Annotated in this window: 20 protein-coding genes; 15 read left to right on the top strand and 5 right to left on the bottom strand. The window is 70.6% G+C overall.

Annotation, left to right across the window (positions count from 1 at the left end; translation table 11 throughout):
• Positions 1-300: 300 nt before the first annotated feature.
• A complete protein-coding gene (gene tyrS, locus BLP95_RS11120) occupies positions 301-1,500 on the bottom strand; it encodes a tyrosine--tRNA ligase (protein ID WP_089679321.1) in 1,200 nt (399 codons plus the stop codon).
• A gap of 110 nt (positions 1,501-1,610) precedes the next feature.
• On the opposite strand from tyrS, the gene BLP95_RS11115 reads away from it, so the two are divergent.
• Positions 1,611-2,759 carry an anhydro-N-acetylmuramic acid kinase gene (locus BLP95_RS11115; RefSeq protein ID WP_089679318.1) on the top strand — a complete coding sequence of 383 codons (1,149 nt, stop codon included), beginning with the start codon at positions 1,611-1,613 and terminating at the stop codon, positions 2,757-2,759.
• Positions 2,760-2,777: 18 nt separating this feature from the next.
• Here the strand turns inward: BLP95_RS11115 and BLP95_RS11110 are convergent, their stop codons facing one another.
• Both BLP95_RS11110 and BLP95_RS11105 read right to left on the bottom strand, forming a co-directional pair.
• Positions 2,778-3,923 carry a PilT/PilU family type 4a pilus ATPase gene (locus BLP95_RS11110; RefSeq protein ID WP_089679315.1) on the bottom strand — a complete coding sequence of 382 codons (1,146 nt, stop codon included), beginning with the start codon at positions 3,921-3,923 and terminating at the stop codon, positions 2,778-2,780.
• 63 nt (positions 3,924-3,986) lie between these two features.
• Positions 3,987-5,015, bottom strand: a complete 1,029-nt coding sequence (locus tag BLP95_RS11105) for a type IV pilus twitching motility protein PilT (protein ID WP_089679312.1) — start codon at positions 5,013-5,015, stop codon at positions 3,987-3,989.
• Positions 5,016-5,077: 62 nt separating this feature from the next.
• On the opposite strand from BLP95_RS11105, the gene BLP95_RS11100 reads away from it, so the two are divergent.
• The 6 genes from BLP95_RS11100 to BLP95_RS11075 are packed head-to-tail and all read left to right on the top strand — an operon-like array spanning position 5,078 to position 9,590.
• Complete coding sequence (locus tag BLP95_RS11100; protein WP_089679311.1) at positions 5,078-5,785, top strand: YggS family pyridoxal phosphate-dependent enzyme; 708 nt, start codon at positions 5,078-5,080, stop codon at positions 5,783-5,785.
• A 58-nt stretch (positions 5,786-5,843) separates the two neighbouring features.
• Positions 5,844-6,668 (top strand): pyrroline-5-carboxylate reductase, encoded by an 825-nt coding sequence (gene proC, locus BLP95_RS11095; protein ID WP_089679308.1) that lies wholly within the window; start codon positions 5,844-5,846, stop codon positions 6,666-6,668.
• A gap of 43 nt (positions 6,669-6,711) precedes the next feature.
• Positions 6,712-7,305, top strand: a complete 594-nt coding sequence (locus BLP95_RS11090; protein WP_089679305.1) for a YggT family protein — start codon at positions 6,712-6,714, stop codon at positions 7,303-7,305.
• Positions 7,306-7,350: 45 nt separating this feature from the next.
• Positions 7,351-8,508 carry a homoserine O-succinyltransferase MetX gene (metX, locus tag BLP95_RS11085; RefSeq protein ID WP_089679302.1) on the top strand — a complete coding sequence of 386 codons (1,158 nt, stop codon included), beginning with the start codon at positions 7,351-7,353 and terminating at the stop codon, positions 8,506-8,508.
• Positions 8,505-9,101, top strand: coding sequence for a methionine biosynthesis protein MetW (gene metW, locus BLP95_RS11080; protein ID WP_089679299.1), 597 nt, complete (start codon positions 8,505-8,507; stop codon positions 9,099-9,101). The genes metX and metW overlap by 4 nt, the downstream gene beginning before the upstream one ends.
• A gap of 36 nt (positions 9,102-9,137) precedes the next feature.
• Positions 9,138-9,590 carry a DUF4426 domain-containing protein gene (locus BLP95_RS11075; protein ID WP_089679296.1) on the top strand — a complete coding sequence of 151 codons (453 nt, stop codon included), beginning with the start codon at positions 9,138-9,140 and terminating at the stop codon, positions 9,588-9,590.
• Positions 9,591-9,609: 19 nt separating this feature from the next.
• On the opposite strand, the gene sfsA is transcribed toward BLP95_RS11075, so the two are convergent.
• A complete protein-coding gene (gene sfsA, locus BLP95_RS11070; protein ID WP_089679293.1) occupies positions 9,610-10,383 on the bottom strand; it encodes a DNA/RNA nuclease SfsA in 774 nt (257 codons plus the stop codon).
• 8 nt (positions 10,384-10,391) lie between these two features.
• The gene (locus tag BLP95_RS11065; RefSeq protein ID WP_089679290.1) at positions 10,392-11,552 is read right to left on the bottom strand and encodes a pyridoxal phosphate-dependent aminotransferase; all 1,161 of its coding nucleotides are present in this window, start codon (positions 11,550-11,552) and stop codon (positions 10,392-10,394) included.
• Between the two features lie 232 nt (positions 11,553-11,784).
• Between BLP95_RS11065 and dksA the strand changes: the two genes are divergently transcribed.
• The 8 genes from dksA to panB all read left to right on the top strand — a co-directional run bounded on the left by dksA (position 11,785) and on the right by panB (position 21,447).
• Entirely contained in the window at positions 11,785-12,222 is a 438-nt protein-coding gene (gene dksA / locus BLP95_RS11060) for an RNA polymerase-binding protein DksA (protein WP_089679288.1), read from the top strand.
• A 90-nt stretch (positions 12,223-12,312) separates the two neighbouring features.
• Positions 12,313-13,203, top strand: coding sequence for a tRNA glutamyl-Q(34) synthetase GluQRS (gluQRS, locus tag BLP95_RS11055; protein ID WP_089679284.1), 891 nt, complete (start codon positions 12,313-12,315; stop codon positions 13,201-13,203).
• A gap of 9 nt (positions 13,204-13,212) precedes the next feature.
• Complete coding sequence (locus tag BLP95_RS16890; protein WP_176760275.1) at positions 13,213-13,389, top strand: hypothetical protein; 177 nt, start codon at positions 13,213-13,215, stop codon at positions 13,387-13,389.
• Positions 13,379-16,312, top strand: coding sequence for an ATP-binding protein (locus BLP95_RS11050; protein WP_089679282.1), 2,934 nt, complete (start codon positions 13,379-13,381; stop codon positions 16,310-16,312). Before BLP95_RS16890 ends, BLP95_RS11050 begins: the two co-directional genes overlap by 11 nt.
• Positions 16,309-17,697: a sigma-54-dependent transcriptional regulator gene (locus tag BLP95_RS11045; RefSeq protein ID WP_089679279.1), complete on the top strand. Its 1,389-nt coding sequence runs from the start codon at positions 16,309-16,311 to the stop codon at positions 17,695-17,697. The genes BLP95_RS11050 and BLP95_RS11045 overlap by 4 nt, the downstream gene beginning before the upstream one ends.
• 945 nt (positions 17,698-18,642) lie before the next feature.
• Entirely contained in the window at positions 18,643-20,052 is a 1,410-nt protein-coding gene (gene pcnB, locus BLP95_RS11040; RefSeq protein ID WP_089679274.1) for a polynucleotide adenylyltransferase PcnB, read from the top strand.
• Positions 20,049-20,555 (top strand): 2-amino-4-hydroxy-6-hydroxymethyldihydropteridine diphosphokinase, encoded by a 507-nt coding sequence (gene folK, locus BLP95_RS11035; protein WP_089679271.1) that lies wholly within the window; start codon positions 20,049-20,051, stop codon positions 20,553-20,555. Before pcnB ends, folK begins: the two co-directional genes overlap by 4 nt.
• 100 nt (positions 20,556-20,655) lie before the next feature.
• Complete coding sequence (gene panB / locus BLP95_RS11030; protein WP_089679268.1) at positions 20,656-21,447, top strand: 3-methyl-2-oxobutanoate hydroxymethyltransferase; 792 nt, start codon at positions 20,656-20,658, stop codon at positions 21,445-21,447.
• Positions 21,448-21,468: the final 21 nt, after the last annotated feature.

Here is a 21,468-nt window from a genome sequence, read left to right as displayed (position 1 = left end):
TCACTTCTGCCACTTCCACCGCTAGCAACGTTGGCCCGTCGCCGGCAGCGGATGCGTACTTTACGGATTTCCCGGGGACCGTGCAAGGCCTTCGTGAAGAAAAATATCGAGGGCGTGTCGCGAGCATGATCAGGAGATGGCCAGGGGGCCGATGGCAGCTTATCCACAGCGCCTTTCGGCGCCCGCGGCACCGCCCGGGTGTGGACAGGTTTACCGCCGGTTAGAGACACGAACGCCCGCGCAGGGCGGGCGTCGTGACCAGAGCAGCCTGGACGGGCTCAGACAATAGAGAGACGCGACTCAGACGAGGGTCACGCGGGCATAGCGCTTCTTGCCCGCCTGGATGACGTAGCTCTTGCCGGTCTCGAGCATGTGGTCGCGCTCGACCACCTCGCCGTCGACCTTGACCCGGCCGTTGCCCAGCATGTCCTTGGCCTGGGCGCTGTTCTTGGTCAGCCCGGAGCGGTTGAGCACGGCGGCGATGGGCGCCTGGTCGCTGCCTTCGAAGTCTACCTCCACCTCGGGCAGGTCCTCGGGCAGCTCGCCCTCGGCTAGCTGGTTGCCGGCGGAGCGGTGGGCATTGGCCGCCGCCTCCTCGCCGTGATAACGGCCGATCAGCTCGCGGGCCAGCGCCATCTTGATGTCCCGCGGGTTGGCACCCTGCTCGACATCACGCTTGAGCGCCTCGATCTCCTCGTTGGGCTTCAGCGAGAGCAGCTCGAAGTAGCGCCACATCAGGCTGTCCGGCATCGAGACCAGCTTGTTGAACATCGCGCCCGGGGACTCGTCCACGCCCACATAGTTGCCCAGCGACTTGGACATCTTCTGCACGCCGTCTAGCCCCTCCAGCAGCGGCATGGTGATCACCACCTGGGGGGCCTGACCGAAGTGCTTCTGGATCTCGCGCCCCATCAGCAGGTTGAACTTCTGGTCGGTACCGCCGAGTTCCACGTCGGCCTCCAGCGCCACCGAGTCGTAGCCCTGCACCAGCGGGTAGAGGAACTCGTGGATGGAGATCGACTGGCCGCCCCGGTAGCGCTTCTCGAAGTCATCCCGCTCGAGCATGCGCGCCACCGTGCTCTGCCCGGCCAGCTCGATCATGTCGGCGGCGCTCATGGCGGTGAACCATTCGGAGTTAAAGCGCACCTCGGTCTTCGCGGGGTCGAGGATCTTGAACACCTGCTCCTTGTAGGTCTGGGCGTTGGCCTTGACCTCCTCCTCGGTGAGCGGCTTGCGGGTGACGTTCTTGCCGGTGGGGTCACCGATGCGGCCGGTGAAGTCGCCGATCAGGAAGACCACCTCGTGGCCCAGGTCCTGGAACTGGCGCATCTTGGTCAGCAGCACGCTGTGGCCCAGGTGCAGGTCCGGGGCCGTGGGGTCGAAGCCCGCCTTGATGCGCAGCTTGCGCCCGGACTCCAGCTTCTTGACCAGCTCCTCCTCCAGCAGGATCTCCTGGGTCCCCCGCTTCAGCAGCGCCAGTGCGCTCGCCACGTCACTCATCGTCGCCTACTCCACGTATCAGGTTGTCCGGCCCGAGGGCCACGCGATGGGGCGGGATGGTAGCATGAGACGGCGCCGCGCGCTGACGCCCCACCGACCCGGAGACTGCCATGCCCCTCTTCATCGGCCTAATGTCAGGCACCAGCCTGGACGGGATCGACGCCGCCCTGGTGGAGATCGCCGGGGAGACCGCCACCCCGCGGCTGCTGGCGCACCACGCCGAGCCGATGCCCACCTTGCTGCGCGAGCGGCTGTGGGGGCTGTGCCATGCCGACGCCGCCCGCTTCGCCGACCTGGCCGCCGCCGAGGAGGCCTTCTGTGGCCTCCAGGCCGCGGCGGTGGATGCCCTGCTGGCCGAGAGCCACACCCCCAGGGAGGCGGTGGCGGCCATCGGCAGCCACGGCCAGACCATCGAGCACGCCCCCTATGGTCATGCGAGTGGGAGTCATGCCGACGGGCCCGCCTACACCCTGCAGCTCGACAACCCCAGTCGCCTGGCGGAGCTCACCGGCATCGCCGTGGTGGCCGACTTCCGCCGCCGCGACCTGGCGGCTGGCGGCCAGGCCGCGCCCCTGGCGCCGGCCTTCCACCAGGCGCTGTTCCGCGCCCCGGAGCAGTGGCGGCTGGTCCTCAACCTCGGCGGCTTCGCCAACCTGACCCTGCTGCCGCCGCTCGAGGATCCGCGGGCGCCGCTGGGCTTCGACTCGGGGCCGGCCAACGCCCTGCTCGACGCCTGGCATGCGCGCCACCGTGGCGGCGCCTTCGACGCCGACGGCACCTGGGCCGCCTCGGGGCGGGTCGACGAGGCCCTGCTAGCGCGCCTGCTCGAGGAGCCCTTCTTCCACCGGCCGCCACCACGCAGCACCGGGCGCGAGCTGTTCCATCTCGACTGGCTGATGAGTCGCTTGCGCGGTGATGAGCGGCCCGAGGACGTGCAGGCGACCCTGGCCGAGCTGACGGCGACCAGCGTCGCCCTGGCGGTGGAGATGGCACGGGAGCGGCTCGAGGCGCCCTCCCCCGAGCGCCTGATTCCCTGCGGGGGCGGCGCCCACAACCGCGACCTGCTGGCGCGGCTGGCCTGCCGCCTGCCGGAGGCACGCCTGGACGACGCTGCCGAGTGGGGGTGGCCCGCCGACTGGCTGGAGGCCGGGGCCTTCGCCTGGCTGGCCCACCGCCGCCTGGCCGGCCTGCCGGGCAACCTGCCAAGCGTCACCGGTGCCACCGGCCCTCGCGTGCTGGGGGGCGTCTACGCCCCCTGAGCGATGCCTCCGCGCGCCTCAGAAGTCGTCGTCGCGCTTCAGCGAGAGCTGGCTGGCCGCCTCCTTGGCCTGGCCGACCCCCTCGCTGCCCTCGCCACCGCCGAACTTGATCATCATGCGCAGGTCGTTGGCGGAGTCGGCGTGCACCAGCGCCACGTCCTCGCTGATCCGTCCCGCCCGGTAGAGGTCATAGAGCGCCTGGTCGAAGGTCTGCATGCCGAGCTCCCGGGAGCGCGACATGACGTTCTTGATCTCGCTGACCTCCCCCTTGCGGACCAGGTCACCGATCAGCGGCGACTTGAGCATGATCTCGATGGCCGGGCAGCGCCCGCCATCCAGCGTGGGCAACAGCTGCTGGGCGACGATGGCGCGCAGGTTGAGGGAGAGGTCGAGCCATACCTGTGAGTGTCGCTCGATGGGGAAGAAGTTGATGATGCGATCCAGCGCCTGGTTGGCGTTGTTGGCGTGCAGCGTGGCCAGGCAGAGGTGACCGGTCTCGGCGAAGGTCAGGGCGTGCTCCATGGTCTCGCGGGTGCGCACCTCGCCGATCAGGATGACGTCCGGCGCCTGGCGCAGGGTGTTCTTGAGCGCCACCTCGAAGGACTCGGTGTCGATGCCCACCTCGCGCTGGTTGACGATCGCCTTCTTGTGCGGGTGGACGTACTCGATGGGGTCCTCGACGCTGATGATATGGCCACCCAGGGTCTCGTTGCGCTGCTGGATCATCGACGCCAGGGTGGTCGACTTGCCGGTGCCGGTGCCGCCCACCACGAACACCAGGCCGCGCTTGATGTTGGCCAGCTCGCCGAGGGTGGCGGGCAGGGAGAGCTCCTCCAGATGCGGGATCTCGAGGCCGATGCGGCGGATGACCATGGCCTTCTGGTTGCGCTGCTGGAAGGCGCTGACGCGGAAGCGCCCCTTGCCCTTGAGGCTGAGCGCGAAGTTGGCCTCGTGCTCCACCGCGAAGCGTTCACGCAGCATCTCGGGGAGCGAGGCCGCCACCAGCTCGTCGACCTGCGCCACCGAGAGCCCCTGCTCCCCCATGGGAGTCAGCCGGCCGGCCATCTTCAGGGTCGGCGGCGCCGCCACCGAGATCAGCAGATCCGAGGCATCCTTCTGCACCATGATGTCCAGCAGCTGGTTGAGCCACTCTTGAGCCGTCATCTCCCTGCTCCCTCTTCATTGTCGTGTCGTTGTCTGCCGTGTCGCCGCTGCCCCGGGATCGGGTCACAGCACGCTCTTGGCCTTGGCCTGGGCCTCGTCGCGGGCCACCACGTTGTCCGCCACCAGCTTGGCCAGCGAGGCATCCAGGGTCTGCATGCCCAGATTGCCGCCGGTCTGGATGGCGGAGTAGATCTGCGCCACCTTGTCCTCGCGGATCAGGTTACGCACCGCCGCGGTGGCGATGAGGATCTCGTGGGCCGCCACACGCCCGCCGCCCATGCGCTTGAGCAGCGCCTGGGAGACCACCGCCTGCAGCGACTCCGAGAGCATCGAACGCACCATCGCCTTCTCCTCGCCGGGGAAGACGTCGATGATCCGGTCGATGGTCTTGGCCGCCGAGGTGGTGTGCAGGGTGCCGAACACCAGGTGGCCGGTCTCCGCCGCGGTGAGCGCCAGGCGGATGGTCTCGAGGTCGCGCATCTCGCCCACCAGGATCACGTCGGGGTCCTCGCGCAGGGCGCTGCGCAGCGCCGGGGCGAAGCCGTGGGTGTCGCGATGCACCTCACGCTGGTTGATCAGGCAGCGCTTGCTGCGGTGCACGAATTCCACCGGATCCTCGATGGTCAGGATATGCTCGTAGCGGTTGTCGTTGATGTAGTCGATCATCGCCGCCAGGGTGGTGCTCTTGCCCGAGCCGGTGGGGCCGGTGACCAGCACCAGCCCCCGCGGCAGCATGGAGAGCTGGCGGAAGGTCTGCCCCAGCCCCAGGTCCTCGAGGGTCAGCACCTCGGTGGGGATGGTACGGAACACCGCCCCGGCGCCGCGGGCGTGGTTGAAGACGTTGACACGGAAGCGCGAGATGCCCGGCACCTCGAAGGAGAAGTCGGTCTCGAAGAACTCCTCGTAGTCGCGGCGCTGGCGGTCGGCCATGATGTCGTAGATCAGCTTGCGGACCTCGCGGTCCTCCATGGCCGGCACGTTGAGCCGACGGATATCGCCATCCACCCGGATCATCGGCGGCAGGCCCGCCGAGAGGTGGAGGTCGGAGGCCTTCTGCTTTGCCGAGAACGCCAGCAGTTCGGTAATATCCATGCGTTTTCCCTGCTCCCGATGGTGGTGCGTCTTGTGAGGTCCAGTATGACAGAGCTTGAGACATGACGGGGCCGGTGCTCGCCGAGTCCCTCGCCGCCGCCCGCCAGCGCCTGGCCGATGCCCTGAGCCGCGCCAGCCGTCCCGTGGCCGACGCTCGCCTGCTGGCGGTGAGCAAGACCAAGCCCGCCGAGATGATCCGCGAGGCCTGGCACCTGGGCCAGCGCGACTTCGGCGAGAACTACGTCCAGGAGGCGCTGGAGAAGCAGCAGGTGCTGGCCGACCTCGAGGACATCGTGTGGCATTTCATCGGCCCGCTGCAATCCAACAAGACCCGCGAGGTGGCCGAGCACTTCGCCTGGGTACATAGCGTAGACCGCGAGAAGATCGCCCGGCGCCTGAACGATCAACGCCCCGAGGCGCTGCCACCCCTGGAGGTCTGCCTGCAGGTCAACATCAGCGGCGAGGCATCCAAGTCCGGGGCCAGCCTCGAGGCGCTGCCCGCCCTGGCCGAGGCGGTGCTGGCCCTGCCACGCCTGCGCCTGCGCGGACTGATGGCGATCCCCGCCCCGGCCGAGGGGCTGGCCGCCCAGCGCGCGCCCTGCGCACGCCTGCGCCAGGCCCTGGAGGCGCTCCGCGAGCGCTTCCCCGAGGCGCCGCTGGATACCCTCTCCATGGGGATGAGCGACGACCTCGAGGCCGCCGTGCTGGAGGGCGCCACCCTGGTGCGACTGGGCACCGCCATCTTCGGGGCCCGCGAGCCGCGCCCCTGACCCCACACCGTGGCCGCCCCGGCGGCCACCTTTCGTCGAGCGACACAGGACAGAGTCCATGGCAAGCCAAGTCACCTTCATCGGCGCCGGCAACATGGCCGGCGCCATCATCGGCGGAATGATCGAGAGCGGCTTCGCCGCCGACGCCATCACCGCCACCTCCCCCGATGACGCCGTCCTGGCCCCGCTGCGCGAGCGCCTGGGGATCCATACCGCCACCGACAACGCCGCCGCGGTGGCCGAGGCCGACGTGGTGGTGCTGGCGGTCAAGCCGCAGATCATGCGCCAGGTGTGCGAGGGGCTGCGCGACGCCGCCCAGGCCCGCCGGCCGCTGATCGTCTCGGTGGCCGCCGGCCTGCCCGCCGAGACCCTGGAGCGCTGGCTGGGCGGCGAGCTGCCGGTGGTGCGCTGCATGCCCAACACCCCGTCGCTGGTGGGCGCCGGCGCCGCCGGCCTCTACGCCAACGCCCGGGTCGACGAGGCCCAGCGCCGGCTGGCCACCGAGCTGATGGAGGCAGTCGGCCTGGTGGAGTGGGTCGACGACGAGGCCCTGCTGGAGGCCGTGACCGCCGTCTCCGGCAGCGCCCCGGCCTACTTCTTCCTGATGTTCGAGGCCATGGAGGAGGCCGGCGTGCGGCTGGGCCTGCCCGCCGACACCGCCCGCCGCCTGGCGATGCAGACCGCCTTCGGCGCCGCGAAGATGGCCATGGCCAGCGACAAGCCGCCGGCCGAGCTCAAGCGCAACGTGATGTCGCCCGGCGGCACCACCGAGCGCGCCATCGAGCACCTCGAGCAGGCCGGCCTGCGCACCGCCCTGGCCGAGGCGATGGAGGCCTGCGCGGCACGCGCCCGCGAGATGGCCGACGAGCTCGGCCGCGACTGACGCCGCCGCGACCCCACGAACCCCATTCCCGAGGAGGGCCCATATGGGCAGCCAACTGGGCAACGCCGGCCTGATGCTGGTCAACACCCTGGTCAACATCTACATCTTCCTGCTGATGCTGCGCTTCCTGCTGCAGGCGTCGCGGGCCGACTACTACAACCCCATCAGCCAGTCGGTGGTCAGGGTGACCCAGCCCGCCGTGCGCCCCTTCCAGGGCTTCCTCGGCCCGGTCATGGGCCGCTTCGACCTGGCCACCCTGGCCACCGGCTTCGTGATCAAGGCGATCAGCATCGTGGTGATCCTGCAGGTCGCCGGCTTCGGCATGCCGCCGGTGGCCGGGGTCGCCATCGGCACCCTGGCGGCGCTGGCCAATGCCATCCTCAAGATCTACTTCTTCGCGCTGATCGTGATGATCATCCTCAGCTGGGTGGCCCCCAGCGCCAGCCACCCCGGCGCGCTGCTGGTGATGCAGCTGGTCGAGCCGATCATGGCGCCGGTACGCAAGGTGATCCCGCCGCTGGGCATGATCGACCTGTCGCCGATCTTCGTGTTCATCGCCATCAGCCTGATCGATGGTATCGTGGTGACCTCGCTGACCCGCGCCGCCGGGATCGCCGGCGCCCTGGTGGGCCTCTGACGCCACCGGCGGTGCGCCCCGCAACGACTGGACACGGAACGACTGATGCCCGAGATCGCACGCGACTCGGTCGGCCTGGTGACGCCCCAGACGGCGCACTTCGACGACCCCCTGGAACTGGCCTGCGGCAGGACGCTGCCGGCCTACGACCTCGTCTACGAGACCTACGGCACCCTCAACGCCGAGCGCTCCAACGCCGTGCTGATCTGCCACGCCCTCTCCGGCCACCACCACGCCGCCGGCTACCACGCCGAGGACGAGCGCAAGCCGGGCTGGTGGGACGCCCATATCGGGCCGGGCAAGTCCATCGACACCGACCGCTTCTTCGTGGTCTCGCTCAACAACCTCGGTGGCTGTCACGGCAGCACCGGCCCGGCCAGCGTCAACCCCGCCACCGGCCGCCTGTGGGGGCCGGAGTTCCCGGTGGTGACGGTGGGCGACTGGGTGCACAGCCAGGCACGCCTGGCCGACCGCCTGGGGATCGAGCGCTTCGCCGCGGTGATCGGTGGCAGCCTGGGTGGCATGCAGGCGCTGCAGTGGACCCTGAGCTACCCGGAGCGGGTCGCCAGCGCCGCGGTGATCGCCGCCACGCCGCGGCTCTCGGCGCAGAACATCGCCTTCAACGAGGTCGCCCGCCAGGCGATCCGCTCCGATTCCGAGTTCCACGACGGCTGGTACGCCGAACACGACGCCATCCCCCGGCGTGGGCTCAAGCTGGCGCGCATGGTGGGCCACATCACCTACCTCTCCGAAGACGCCATGGGCCACAAGTTCGGCCGCGACCTGCGCAGTGACGACTTCAACTTCGGCTTCGACGTGGAGTTCCAGGTGGAGTCCTACCTGCGCTACCAGGGCGACACCTTCTCCACCTCCTTCGACGCCAACACCTACCTGCTGATGACCAAGGCGCTGGACTACTTCGACCCGGCGGCGGTGCACGGCGGCGACCTGGCTCGTGCCCTGGCCCCGGCCGAGTGCCCCTTCCTGGTGGCCAGCTTCACCACCGACTGGCGCTTCCCGCCCTCGCGCTCCCGGGAGCTGGTGGACGCCCTGATCCGTGCCGGCAAGGCGGTCAGCTACGTCAACATCGACTCGACCCACGGCCACGACGCCTTCCTGATGCCCGAACCCCGCTACCAGGCGGTGTTCGCGGCCTTCATGGCACGCGTGGCCCGGGACCTCGGCCTGGAGGAGCGCCCATGACCCGCCCCGACCTCAAGCTGATCCACGACTGGGTCCCGGCCGGCGCCCATATCCTCGACCTGGCCTGCGGCGACGGCACCCTGCTGGATGCCCTGGCCCGCGACAAGAACGTCACCGGCTACGGCCTGGAGATCGACCCGGACGGTATCACCGCCTGCATCGCCCGCGGGGTCAATGTCATCGAGCAGAACCTCGACGAGGGGCTGGCCAACTTCGACGACGACGCCTGCGACCTGGTGGTGATGACCCAGGCGCTGCAGGCGCTGCGCCGCCCCGACCGTGCTCTGGACGAGATGCTGCGCGTGGCCGGCGAGGCGATCATCACTTTCCCCAACTTCGCCTACTGGCGCCACCGGGTGCACCTGGGCATCCGCGGCTACATGCCGGTCTCCAAGTCGCTGCCCCACGCCTGGTACGACACCCCCAACATCCACCTCTCGACCTTCAACGACTTTGAACAACTCTGTCGCGACAAGGGTCTGATCATCACCGACCGGGCGGTGGGCATCGGCGACCACGAGGGACACTGGACCTCGCGGCTGTGGCCCAACCTGTTCGGCGAGATCGCGATCTTCCGGGTCAGCCGTGGCTGACCCGGCGCCCACGGGCCTACACATGCGAGGGAGACGATGAAGCGAGGCATCCTGGCCGCCCTGACGGCGGGCACCCTGTCCCTGCTGGCCGCTGCCGCCACCGCCCAGCAGTTCGAGCAGGTAGATGACGTCCAGATCCACTACAGCGCGGTGAGCACCAGCTTCCTGCCCGAGGCGGTGGCCCGCGAGCACCGCATCCAGCGCAACCCCGCCCTGGCGCTGCTCAACGTCAGCGTGCTCGAGGAGCAGGCGGACGGCACCACCCGCAGCGTGCCGGCCACGGTCGACGGGCGCGTCGGCGAGGTGGGCGACGAGGAGGGCGAGCCGCTGAGCTTCCGCACCCTGCGCATCGGCGACACCCCCTCCCAGGTGGCGGTGTTCCGCATCCGCGACGACGCCCCCATGCGCTTCGACCTCGAGGTGCGCCACGACCGCAACGCCGAGCCGGCGCACGTCAGCTTCATCCAGCGCTTCTACATCGACAGATAGGGCTTACAGGCAGGGGCGATCAGGCCGGCCCACCTGGTTCGCGGAAGCGCCGCTCGAGCGCTACCGGCAGCGGCTCGCCCAGCCGGATCGCCACCGGCCGCTCCCCCGCGCGGCGGATCTCGCAGCGCTGCGCCAGCACCTCCACCCCGAGCCCGGCGGCGTCGCGCAGGGCCTGGGCGTAGGCGGGGTCGAGGTGCTCGGCCGGCGCCACGTCGTCGATGCCCTCGTGGGCCACGCAGAACAGCAGCACCGCCCGCTGCCCCGCTTGGGCCAGTGCCGCCAGCACTTCCAGGTGCTTGCGGCCCCGCGCGCTCACCGCGTCCGGGAAGTAGCCGTGGCCATCGGGCTCCTTCAGGGTGACCTGCTTGACCTCCACGAAGGCCGTGCCGCGCTCGGGGTCGTCGAGGCGGAAGTCGAGTCGCGCGGCCTGCCCCCCCGCGGCAGCCACCGTCGCCTCGCGGCGCAGCTCGGCATAGCCCGCAAGCCCAGGCACCCGCCCGGCGCGCAGCGCCTCCTCGACGATGCGGTTGGCGCGGCCGGTCTGCACCGAGGCGAGTGCCAGCGTGCCGTCGGGCTGGGGCAGCTCGATCAGCTCCCAGGTCCAGGCCAGCTTGCGCTTCGGGTTGTCGCTCGGCGAGAGCCACACACGGCAGCCCGGCACATTGACCGCCCGCATGGAGCCGGTATTGGGGCAGTGGGCGGTGACCTCGCGGCCATCATCGAGGCGCACATCGGCCAGGAAGCGCTGGTAGCGCCGCAGCAGGGTGCCGGGCACCAGCTCGGGATACTCCATGCCGCTGCCTACTGGCGCGCCAGGAAGCGCTCGAGGCGGGCCACCGCCTCCTCCAGGCGCGCGATCCCGGTGGTGAAGGCGATGCGCACATGGCGCTCGCCGCCCGCCACCGCGAAGTCGATCCCCGGCGTGATGGCGACGTTCTCCTCCTCCAGCAGCCGCCGGCAGAAGGCCTGGCTGTCGTCGCTGTAGCGGGAGATGTCGAGCCACAGGTAGAAGGCGCCCTGGGGCGGCAGCGAAGGCGCCAGGCCGAGCCGCGCCAGCCCGCCGAGCAGGGCATCACGGCGCCGGCCGAGCTCGGCACGCCGCGCCTCGAGGATCTCACGGCACTCGGGGGTGAAGGCCGCCAGGGCGGCATGCTGGGCCGGCGTGGGGGCGGCCAGGAAGACGTTCTGGGCCAGCCGGGTGAGCGGCTCCACCGCCGCCTCCGGCGCCAGCAGCCAGCCCAGCCGCCAGCCGGTCATGCCGAAGTACTTGGAGAAGCTGTTGACCACGAAGGCGTCCGGCGTGACCGACGCCACCGAGAGCGGCGCGAGGTCATAGCAGAGCCCCTGGTAGATCTCGTCCACCAGCAGCGCGCCGCCCCTCGCCGCCACCGTCTCGGCCACCGCCGCGAGTCGCCCGGCATCGAGCATATGCCCGGTGGGGTTGGAGGGGGTGGCCAGCATCGCCAGCCGGGTGGCGTCGCGCCAGTGCGCCGCGACGAGCTCGGCATCCAGCTGCCAGCCGCTTTCCGGCCCCACCGGCACCGTGTCCACCTCGACCCCGGCCAGGGCCATGAAGTGGCGGTTGCAGGGGTAGTTGGGGTCGGCCATCAGCACGCGGTCGCCGGGCCCGGCCAGCAGCTGGCTGGCCAGCAGCAGCGCCCCGGAGGCGCCAGGGGTGACCAGGATGCGGCGCGGGTCGACCTCGGCGCCGAAGTGCTCGGCATAGTGGCCGGCGATCGCCTCGCGCAGCGCCGGCAGCCCTGCCGCCGGCGTGTAGCGGGTGTGCCCCGCGGCCAGCGCCGCCTGCCCCGCGGCCACCACCGGCTCGGGGGTGGCGAAGTCGGGCTCGCCCACCTCCAGGTGGATGACGTCATGGCCGGCGGCCTCCCGGGCCTGGGCGGTCTCCAGCAGGCTCATGACCCGGAAGGGGGCGATGCGATCGATGCGCGGGCTCCACGCCATGGCGGGACTCCTGTGGAAGGGGACGGGGCGCCGGGGAGCCTCGCCCCCGCGGCCTGGTCAAAGCGTCAGATGCGGCCACAGTGTAACGACTTTGGTGGCAGGGGCGCAGCCAGGGGCGAGGAGGAGGTTGCAAAGCCCCGATATTTGGGCTAAACAAGCATCCCTTTGGCGTGAGATACCTTGCATCGCGGCGGGTATTGATCAGCAGTCACTCAAGTAACGAGGCAGTCCCATGCCAGTAGCCGACAAGAAAACGGAAGCGCCCAAGAAATTCACCCCCTACGAGCCGGCAGCGGGTGAAGAGTACATGAACGAGAAGCAGCTGGAGCACTTCCGTCAGATCCTGCTGGGCTGGAAGCAGGAGCTCATGGAAGAGGTGGACCGCACCGTACGCCATCTGCAGGAAGAGGCGAACAACTACGCCGACCCGGCCGACCGCGCCACCCAGGAGGAGGGCTTCAGCCTGGAGCTGCGCACCCGTGACCGCGAGCGCAAGCTGCTCAAGAAGATCAACGAGACCCTCGAGAAGATCGACGAGGACGACTACGGCTTCTGCGAGGCCTGCGGCGTCGAGATCGGCATCCGCCGCCTGGAGGCCCGCCCCACGGCCACCCTGTGCGTCGACTGCAAGACGCTGGCCGAGCTCAAGGAAAAGCAGCTGGGCGGCTGAGCCGAGCATGCCGATGCACGCACCGGCCATCCGCGACGGGCACCCCAGGGTGCCCGTTTGCGTGTCTGACGCCCGCGACGGGAGGCGCCCATGAGCCGTTACCGCGGCCGCTTCGCCCCCACCCCCTCGGGGCCGCTGCACTTCGGCTCGCTGGTGGCCGCTCTGGCCAGCTTCCTGGACGCCCGCCACGCCGGCGGCGAGTGGCGGCTGCGTATCGAGGACATCGACCCGCCGCGCTGCCCGGCCGGCGCCGCCGATGCCATCCAGCGCCAGCTGGAAGCCTTCGGCCTGCACTGGGACGGCCCGGTGCTCTGGCAGCACGACCGTGACGACGCCTACCAGGCCGCCCTGGAGCGGCTGATCGACCAGGGCCTGGCCTACCCCTGCAGCTGCTCGCGAAAGCAGTGGCGCGACTACCCCATCTACCCCGGCTGGTGCCGCGAGGGCGTGCGCGAGCCCGGCAAGCCCGTGGCCTGGCGGCTGCGCAGCGACCTGGGGCTGCGCCCGGTGACCTGGGAGGATCGCCTGTTCGGCCACCAGTGCTTCGACCCGGCGACGCTCGGCGACGTGGTGCTGCGGCGCAAGGACGGCCTGTGGGCCTACCAGCTCGCCGTGGTGGTGGACGACGCCGACCAGGGCATCACCGACGTGGTGCGCGGCCTCGACCTTCTCGACAACACCCCCTGGCAGCGCCAGTTGCAGCACGCCCTGGGCTATCCCGAGCCACGCTACCTGCACCTGCCGCTGATCGTCGGCGAGAACGGCCAGAAGCTCTCCAAGCAGAACCTGGCGCCGGCGCTGCCCACCGACGACGAGGCGGTGCGCCCGCTGCTCCACGCCGCCCTGACGGCCCTGGACCAGGCCCCGCCGGCAGGGCTCGCCAGCGCCCCGGTGGTCGAGCAGCTCGCCCAGGCCGTGGCGGCCTGGTCGGTGGCGCGCCTCCAGCCGCACCGCGAGCGTCCGCTCGCGGCGCCGACCTGAGGAGACGCCATGTACGTCTATCGGCTGATGCTGTTCCTGGTGCTGGGCGGCTACCTGCTCTCGCCACTGATGATGAGCGGCTGGGGCAGCCCCGGCGTCGCCTGGTACCGACCCTTCGTCATCTGGGGCGTGCTGATCGCCCTGACCCTGTGGCTGGAACAGAAGAGGAAGCTCGATGAGCGCTAGCCTGGTGACCATGCTCGGCGTGGGCGCCGGCTTCCTGCTGCTGCTGCTGCTCTGCGCGCTGGCGGTGGAGCGCGGGCTGGTGCCCACCCGGGTCACCCGCCACCCGCTGGTCACCACCCTGGCGCTGGGGGTCTACGCCAGCGCCTGGGCCATCTACGGCAGCCTGGAGCTCGCCGCCACCGCCGGCTACGGCTATCTCACCTACTATCTGGGGGTGGCCGGCGCCTTCCTGCTGGCGCCGGTGCTGCTGGTGCCGATCCAGCGCATGGTGCGCACCCACCAGCTGGCCTCCCTGGCCGACCTCTTCGCCTTCCGCTACCGCTCGCGCTGGGTCGGCAGCCTGGTCACCCTGATCAGCCTGCTGGCGGTGCTGCCGCTGCTGGCGCTGCAGGTGCAGACCATGGGCAATGCCATCTACCTGATGACCGGCGCCGCCTCGCCGGCCTCCCTGGCGCTGGCCTTCTGCCTGCTGCTGGCACTGTTCGACATGCTGTTCGTCGGGCGCCGGCGCATCGACGGCCGCCACGACAGCCTGCTGGCGGTGCTGGCGCTCTCCTCGCTGATCAAGCTGGCCGCCATGCTGGGCCTCGGGGCCTTCGCCCTGTTCGCGGTCTTCGACGGCCCGGCCAGCGTCCAGGCCTGGCTCGAGGGGCCCGGCCAGGCGCACCAGGCGAGCGTGGTGCAGACCGACCCCGCCCACTGGCGCTCGCTGCTGCTGCTGTTCTTCGCCGGCCTGATGATGCCGCACATCTTCCACCTGGTGTTCACCGAGACCCGCTCGCGCCACACCCTGCTGCAGGCCAGCTGGGCCTTGCCGCTGTTCCTGCTGCTGATGGCGCTGCCGGTGCCGCTGATCCTGTGGGCCGGTCAGGCGCTCGAGGCCGAGGCGCCGCTGGGTGTCGCCTACCTGGCGTTCGGCCTCTCCGACTCGCTGGCGCTGCAGGCCCTGGCCTTCCTCGCCGGCCTGGCCGCCACCGGCGCCACCACCCTGCTGATCGCCCTGGCGCTGTCGCGGATGCTGGTCAACCACGTCTTCCTGGTGGCCCACCCGCCGGAGGCCCAGCAGGACCTCTACCGCTGGCTGCAGTGGCTGCGCCGCGGCCTGGTGCTGGCGGTGGTGCTGGGCGGCTGGCTGTTCTACCGCGTGGTGGGCCTCAACCACGACCTGACGAGCCTGGGGCTGGCCGCCTTCGTGGGCATGGCCCAGTGCCTGCCCGGCCTGCTGGCCCTGCTCTACTGGCCGGGGGCCAACCGCAAGGGGATGGTCGCGGGGCTGGTAGCCGGGGTGCTGGTGTGGCTGGCCGGGCTGTGGCTGCCGCTGCTCACCGGGCTGCCCGCGCTGGTGCTGCTGCCCCCCGGCCTCGAGGTGCTGGCCGGCGAACCCGACTGGTACGTCGTCACCCTGGTCTCGCTGGCCACCAACGCCCTGGTGTTCATCGTCGTCTCGCTGGCCACCCCCACCTCCGAGGGCGAGCGCGCCGCCGCCGAGGCCTGCTCGGTGGACGCCGTGATCCGCCCCAAGCGCCTGCCCCTGGAGGCGGCCAACGGCGAGGAGTTCAAGGCGCGGCTGGCCCGCGCCCTGGGCGAGTCGGTGGCCAGCCGCGAGGTCGACCGCGCCCTGGACGACCTCGGCCTCTCACCGCTGGAGGGCCGCCCCTACGCCCTGCGTCGCCTGCGTGACCGCCTTCAGGCCAACCTCTCCGGGCTGATGGGCCCCTCGGTGGCCCAGGACATCGTCGATCGCTACCTGCCCTATCGCCAGGGCGGGCCGGGCGCCACCGAGGACATCCACTTCGTCGAAAGCCGCCTGGAGGCCTACCGCTCGCGCCTCACCGGCCTGGCCCGGGAGCTCGACGGCCTGCGCCGTTACCACCGCCGCACCCTGGCCCGGCTGCCGGTGGGGCTATGCGCCTTCGGCGAGGATGGCGAGCTGTTGATGTGGAACGACGCCCTGGCCCGGCTCTCGGGCATCGAGGGCGCCAGCGTGATCGGCTCGCGACGCGACGGCCTGCCCGCTCCCTGGGGCGAGCTGCTGGGACGCGTCCTCGAGAGCGAGGCGCCCCAGCTCTACAAGCAGCCGGTCACCCTGGCGGGCACCACCCGCTACCTGAGCCTGCACCAGGCGGAGCTCGCCGGCGAGGAGGACGAGCCCGGCGGACGGGTGATCCTGGTGGAGGACCACAGCGAGATGAAGTGGCTGGAGGACGAGCTGGTACACGCCGCACGGCTCGCCTCCATCGGCCAGCTGGCCGCCGGGGTCGCCCACGAGATCGGCAACCCCATCACCGGCATCTCCTCGCTGGCCCAGAACCTGCGCTACGACACCGACGACCCCGAGGTGCTGCAGACCGCCGAGCAGATCCAGCAGCTCACCGACCGCGTCTCGCGCATCGTCTCCTCGCTGGTGGGCTTCGCCCATGGCGGTCGCCACCTGCCCGACCGCCCGCTGGACCGGGTCCTGCTGGCCGAGGTGGTGGACGAGGCGATCCACTTGATCCACCTCGCCCGCTCGGGGGACGATATCCGCTTCGACAACCGCTGCCCGGCCGAGGCCGGCGTGGAGGGCGACGCCCAGCGCCTGCTGCAGGTGATGGTCAACCTGCTGAGCAACGCCCGCGACGCCAGCCGTGCCGGCGACGGCGTGACCATCGAGGCCCGCGTGGAGGGCGATGGCGTGCGCCTCGACGTCATCGACCAGGGCAGCGGCATCGACGAGGGCGTGCGCGACCGCCTGTTCGAGCCCTTCACCACCACCAAGCCCCCCGGCGAAGGCACCGGGCTCGGCCTGCCGCTGGTCTACACCATCATCGCCGAGCACCACGGCCGGCTCGACGTCGCCTCGCCGCCGCCGGGACACGCGCACGGCACCCGCATCTCGGTGTGGCTGCCGCGCCACCAGAAGGAGGGTGAGACACCCCGATGAGCCGGATCCTGATCGTAGAAGACGAAGCCATCATCCGCAGCGCCCTGCGCCGCCTGCTCGAGCGCCACGACTACCGGGTCGAGGAGGCCGGCGCGGTGGACGAGGCCATGGCCCGGGATCCGCAGCGCTTCGACCTGGTGATCAGCGACCTGCGCCTGCCTGGCGAGCCAGGTACCGCGCTGATCCAGCGCGCCGCCCCGGTGCCGGTGCTGATCATGACCAGCTATGCCAGCATGCGTTCGGCGGTGGAGGCCCTGAAGCAGGGCGCGGTGGACTACGTGGCCAAGCCCTTCGACCACGACGAGCTGCTGGAGACCGTGGCGCGGGTGCTGCACCAGCAGGCCAGTCGCCGCGCCGAGCCTCCCGACGTCGCCGAGCCCGACGGCCAGGCGCGGCCGATGATCGGCCACTGCGAGGCGATGCAGCGGGTCTACGCGCGGATCCGCAAGACCGCCCCGGCCGACGTCACCGTGCTGATCCAGGGCGAGTCCGGCACCGGCAAGGAGCTGGTGGCGCGCGCCCTCCACCAGCAGAGCCGGCGCGCCCAGGCGCCGCTGATCTGCGTGAACTGCGCGGCGATCCCCGAGACCCTGATCGAGTCGGAGCTGTTCGGCCACGAGAAGGGCGCCTTCACCGGCGCCAGCGCGGCGCGCACCGGCCTGGTGGAGGCCGCCGACGGCGGCACCCTGTTCCTCGACGAGATCGGCGAGCTGCCGCTGGACGCCCAGGCGCGCCTGCTGCGCGTGCTCCAGGAGGGCGAGATCCGCCGCATCGGCTCGGTGGAGACCCGCCACGTCGACGTGCGCCTGATCGCCGCCACCCACCGCGACCTCCAGGCGCTGTCGAAGACCGGCGAGTTCCGCCTCGACCTCTACTACCGCCTCAACGTGATGCAGATCGACCTGCCGCCGCTGCGCGAGCGCGACGAGGACGTGCTGCTGATCGCCGACGCCCTGCTGGAGAAGGCCTGCCGGCGCCACGACCGCGAGGGGCTGCGCCTCTCCCGGGCGGCCCGCGACGAGATCCGCCACTACCCCTGGCCCGGCAACGTGCGCGAGCTGGAAAACGCCCTGGAGCGCGGGGTGATCCTCGCCGAGGGGCACCTGATCCATCCCGACGACCTGGGGCTCTCGGAGGCCCCGCTTCCCCCACGGCGGCCGACCGCGCCGGACGAGGAGCCCGCGCCTGCCGGCGAGGCCACCACCGCCCCCGACGACGACCTGTCGCTGGAGGACTACTTCCAGCACTTCGTCCTCGAGCACCAAGACCACATGAGCGAGACCGAGCTGGCCCAGAAGCTCGGCATCAGCCGCAAGTCGCTGTGGGAACGCCGTCAGCGCCTCGGCATCCCGCGCAAGAGAAGCCTGCGCCGCAAGGCCGAGTGACCCGCCCCACGTCCATGCGACCATGGTGCTAGAGGCCTGCCCCGACCTCCGGAGAGGCCCCATGGCCGGTGTTACCGGCCCACCCTGCCCCATTTGTTACCGTCCCACACAGCCAGTGCCCCATCCCAGTGCCATTCGGGTAACACTCGCCGGACTCCTCCGGCGCCGCCCGTCGCCTCACCCATGTAAGGTGCTGTCATTAAAGGGATAAAACAGGACTGGCACGCCGACTGCTATCTAACAGGGCAAGAAAAACAAGTTCCGGCGTCGCCCGCTGCCCGCCACAACAACAACAGCGCAGCCCGGGTGACACAGATCCGCCGCCACAACAACAACCCAAGCGGATCACGCCATACGGCACCAGACCGAACAACAACAACAGCATCGAGTGCCCGGCTCCTCGGCTCTGGTCGACGCGATCGACCCGAACAACAACAACCGCAGCGACCGAGGCACCGGAAGACACAGGACGCGACGCGCCGGCCCACACGCCCACGAACAACAATAACGGGCCCAGCCAGGCGCACCCCCGGAAACAACAGCAACACGCCGGGGGGAGGCAGTCTCACTGCCGTCGTGGTTGGATTATTGTTTTGAATACGAGGCGGTCACCACCGGGAGCGCCAACAAGGATAACAACACTGCTTGCCTGACCTCCTTGGTGACTGTGGTGCGTATTCAAGGCGATGTGCCATCACGAAGAAGAACCAGCAGCACGGACGCTGCCACACTGCTTGAGGGGGAGGCCATCCGGCCTCCCCCTTCTACGTCTGGCGACCGGACGGCAAGGGCCGGCCTATCGCCGGGAAAGCCTGGCGCAGCATTACTCACTGCGCTAGCCCTGACGGCAAGAGGCGGCCGCTATGCAAGCCCCCGGGGGTCCGCTACACTCACGGCCCTACGCTTGTCACGAGCTTTTTCCGCCCTGCGAGTCGATATCGCCGCATGTTCAAAGGATTTACCCGTTTTCTGCAGAGTCCCGGCGAGAGCCTGAAGTCGCTGTTCGGCACCGAGGCCGCCGCCGGCCTGCCCGAGGTGCGCGTCATCCCCCGCCAGGAGCACCCGGTCTCCCGCCAGCACTTCAGCGACGCCGCCCTCAAGGTGCTCTACCGGCTCCACAACGCCGGCTTCGAGGCCTACCTGGTCGGCGGCTGCATCCGCGACTCCCTGCTGGGGCGCATGCCCAAGGACTTCGACGTGGCCACCGACGCCACGCCCGAGGAGGTCAAGGGCCTGTTCCGCAACTCGCGGATCATCGGTCGCCGCTTCCGCATCGTCCACGTCCGCTTCGGCCGCGAGGTCATCGAGGTCACCACCTTCCGCGGCAAGCCGAGCGACGATCACGCCGACCACATCGCCCAACAGTCCGACGACGGCCTGCTGCTGCGCGACAACGTCTGGGGCAACATCCAGGAAGATGCCCTGCGCCGCGACTTCACCATCAACGCCCTCTACTACAGCATCGCCGACTTCTCGATCCACGACTTCGCCGACGGCGTGCGTGACATCGAGGCGCGCACCCTGCGCCTGATCGGCGACCCGGCGACCCGCTACCGCGAGGACCCGGTACGCATGCTGCGCGCCGTGCGCTTCGCCGCCAAGCTCGACTTCCACCTCGCTCCGGACACCGAGGCGCCCATCGGCGAGCTTGCCCCGCTGCTGCTGCAGATCCCGCCGGCACGCCTGTTCGACGAGGTGCTCAAGCTGTTCATGGGCGGCCACGGCGTCGAGACCTTCCGCCTGCTGCGCCACTACGGCCTGTTCGCGATGCTCTTCCCCGAGGCCGCCGAGGCGATGGACGAGCTGCCCTGGGCCGAGCGCCTGGTGGAGGAGGCGCTGGCCAGCACCGACCGGCGCATCCACGAGGAGCGCCCGGTCACCCCGGCCTTCCTGTTCGCCGCCCTGCTCTGGGCCCCGGTGGTGCAGCGCCAGGCCGAGCAGGAGGCCAGGGGCCTGCCGCCGATCCCTGCGCTGCAGGCGGCGTCCCAGCAGGTGGTCTCGCGCCAGCTCCAGCATGTCGCCATCCCCAAGCGCTTCAGCCTGCCCATGCGCGACATCTGGGACCTCCAGCAGCGCCTGCCGCTGCGCCGCGGCCGCCGCGTCTTCCAGACCCGCGAGCACCCGCGCTTCCGCGCCGCCTACGACATGCTGCTGCTGCGCGAGGCCGCCGGCGAGATCGCCCCAGGCCTCGGCGACTGGTGGACCGCCTTCCAGGACGCCGACGAACACGAGCAGGCCCGGCTGCTGGACAAGGTCGGCGCCCATCCCGCCGGCAGCGGCAAGCCCGGACGCAAGAAGCGCCGGCGGCGCCGCAAGCCCCGCCGCGACAACGGTGGCGGCAGCCCCGACGCATGAGCCTGCACCGCGCCTGGGTCGGCCTGGGCAGCAACCTCGAGGAGCCCGATGCGCAGGTCGCCCGGGCCCTCGACGCCCTCGACCGCCTACCGCTGACCCGCCGCCGGGCAGCCTCAGGGCTCTACGCCAGCCGTCCCGTCGGCCCCCAGGACCAGCCCGACTTCATCAACGCCGTGGCCTGCCTGGAGACCCGACTCTCGCCGCTGGCACTGCTCGACCAGCTGCAGGCCCTGGAGCAGCGCCATCGCCGGGTCCGCGGCCGGCGCTGGGGCCCCCGCACCCTCGACCTGGATCTGCTACTGTTCGATGACAGCCGTCTCGCGCTGCCGCGCCTGACCCTGCCGCACCCGGAGATGACCCGCCGCGCCTTCGTGGTGGTGCCACTGCTGGCGGTGGCGCCCGGGCTCAGCCTCCCGGACGGCCGGCGCCTGGCCGACCTGGAGGCCGCACGCCCCGCCCCGGGGACGCTGCGAGTGTTACCGAACGAGCGCCAGGTCCGATAAAGTGTTACCCATCGACACAGCAAGGCGAATCGGGTAACAATCGCGGGTCAGACGGGCCGGTCCAGCCCGGGTCCCGACGCCACAACCGAGAGAGCACGCCATGAAACCCGTCACCCTGAGCACGCTGCAGGCCTTCAAGCGCGCCGGTGAGACCTTCAGCTGCCTGACCGCCTACGATGCCTCCTTCGCCCGGGCCGCCAGCGAGGCCGGCATCGAGGTGCTGCTGGTGGGCGACTCCCTGGGCATGGTCCTCCAGGGCCACGCCAGCACCCTGCCGGTCACCCTCGAGGAGATCTGCTACCACACCCGCTGTGTCGCCCGCGGCAAGGGGGCGAGCCTGCTGATGGTCGACCTGCCCTTCATGGGCAACGCCAGCACCGAGCGGCTGCTGGAGAACGCCGGCGAGCTGATGCGCGCCGGCGCCGAGCTGGTCAAGGTGGAGGGCGAGGCGTGGATGGCCGACGGCATCCGTGAGCTGACCCGCCGCGGGGTGCCGGTATGCGCCCACCTCGGCCTGACCCCGCAGACCGTCTACCAGCTGGGGGGCTACAAGGTGCAGGGCCGCGAGGCCGAGCGCGCCGGCCAGATCCTCGAGGACGCCCGCACCCTGATCGAGGCCGGCGCCTCGGTGATCCTGCTGGAGTGCGTGCCGGCAAGCCTGGGCCGCGCCATCAGCGAGGCCCTGGAGGTGCCGGTGATCGGCATCGGCGCCGGGCCCGACACCGACGGCCAGATACTGGTCATGCACGACGTGCTCGACGTCACCCCCGGGCGCAAGCCGCGCTTCGTGAAGAACTTCATGGCCGAGGCCGAGGACATCCACGGCGCCTTCCGTCGCTACCACGAGGACGTCAAGGCGCGGCGCTTCCCCGCCGAGGAGCACTGTTTCTGACCGCGGTCTGACGACCGCTTC

The sequence above is a fragment of the Halomonas shengliensis genome, from assembly GCF_900104135.1.
In the GTDB taxonomy this organism is placed as follows: Bacteria; Pseudomonadota; Gammaproteobacteria; order Pseudomonadales; family Halomonadaceae; genus Halomonas; species Halomonas shengliensis.
The sequence above is the reverse complement of the archived record's forward strand: the minus strand, read 5'-3'. Positions and strand labels throughout refer to the sequence as shown.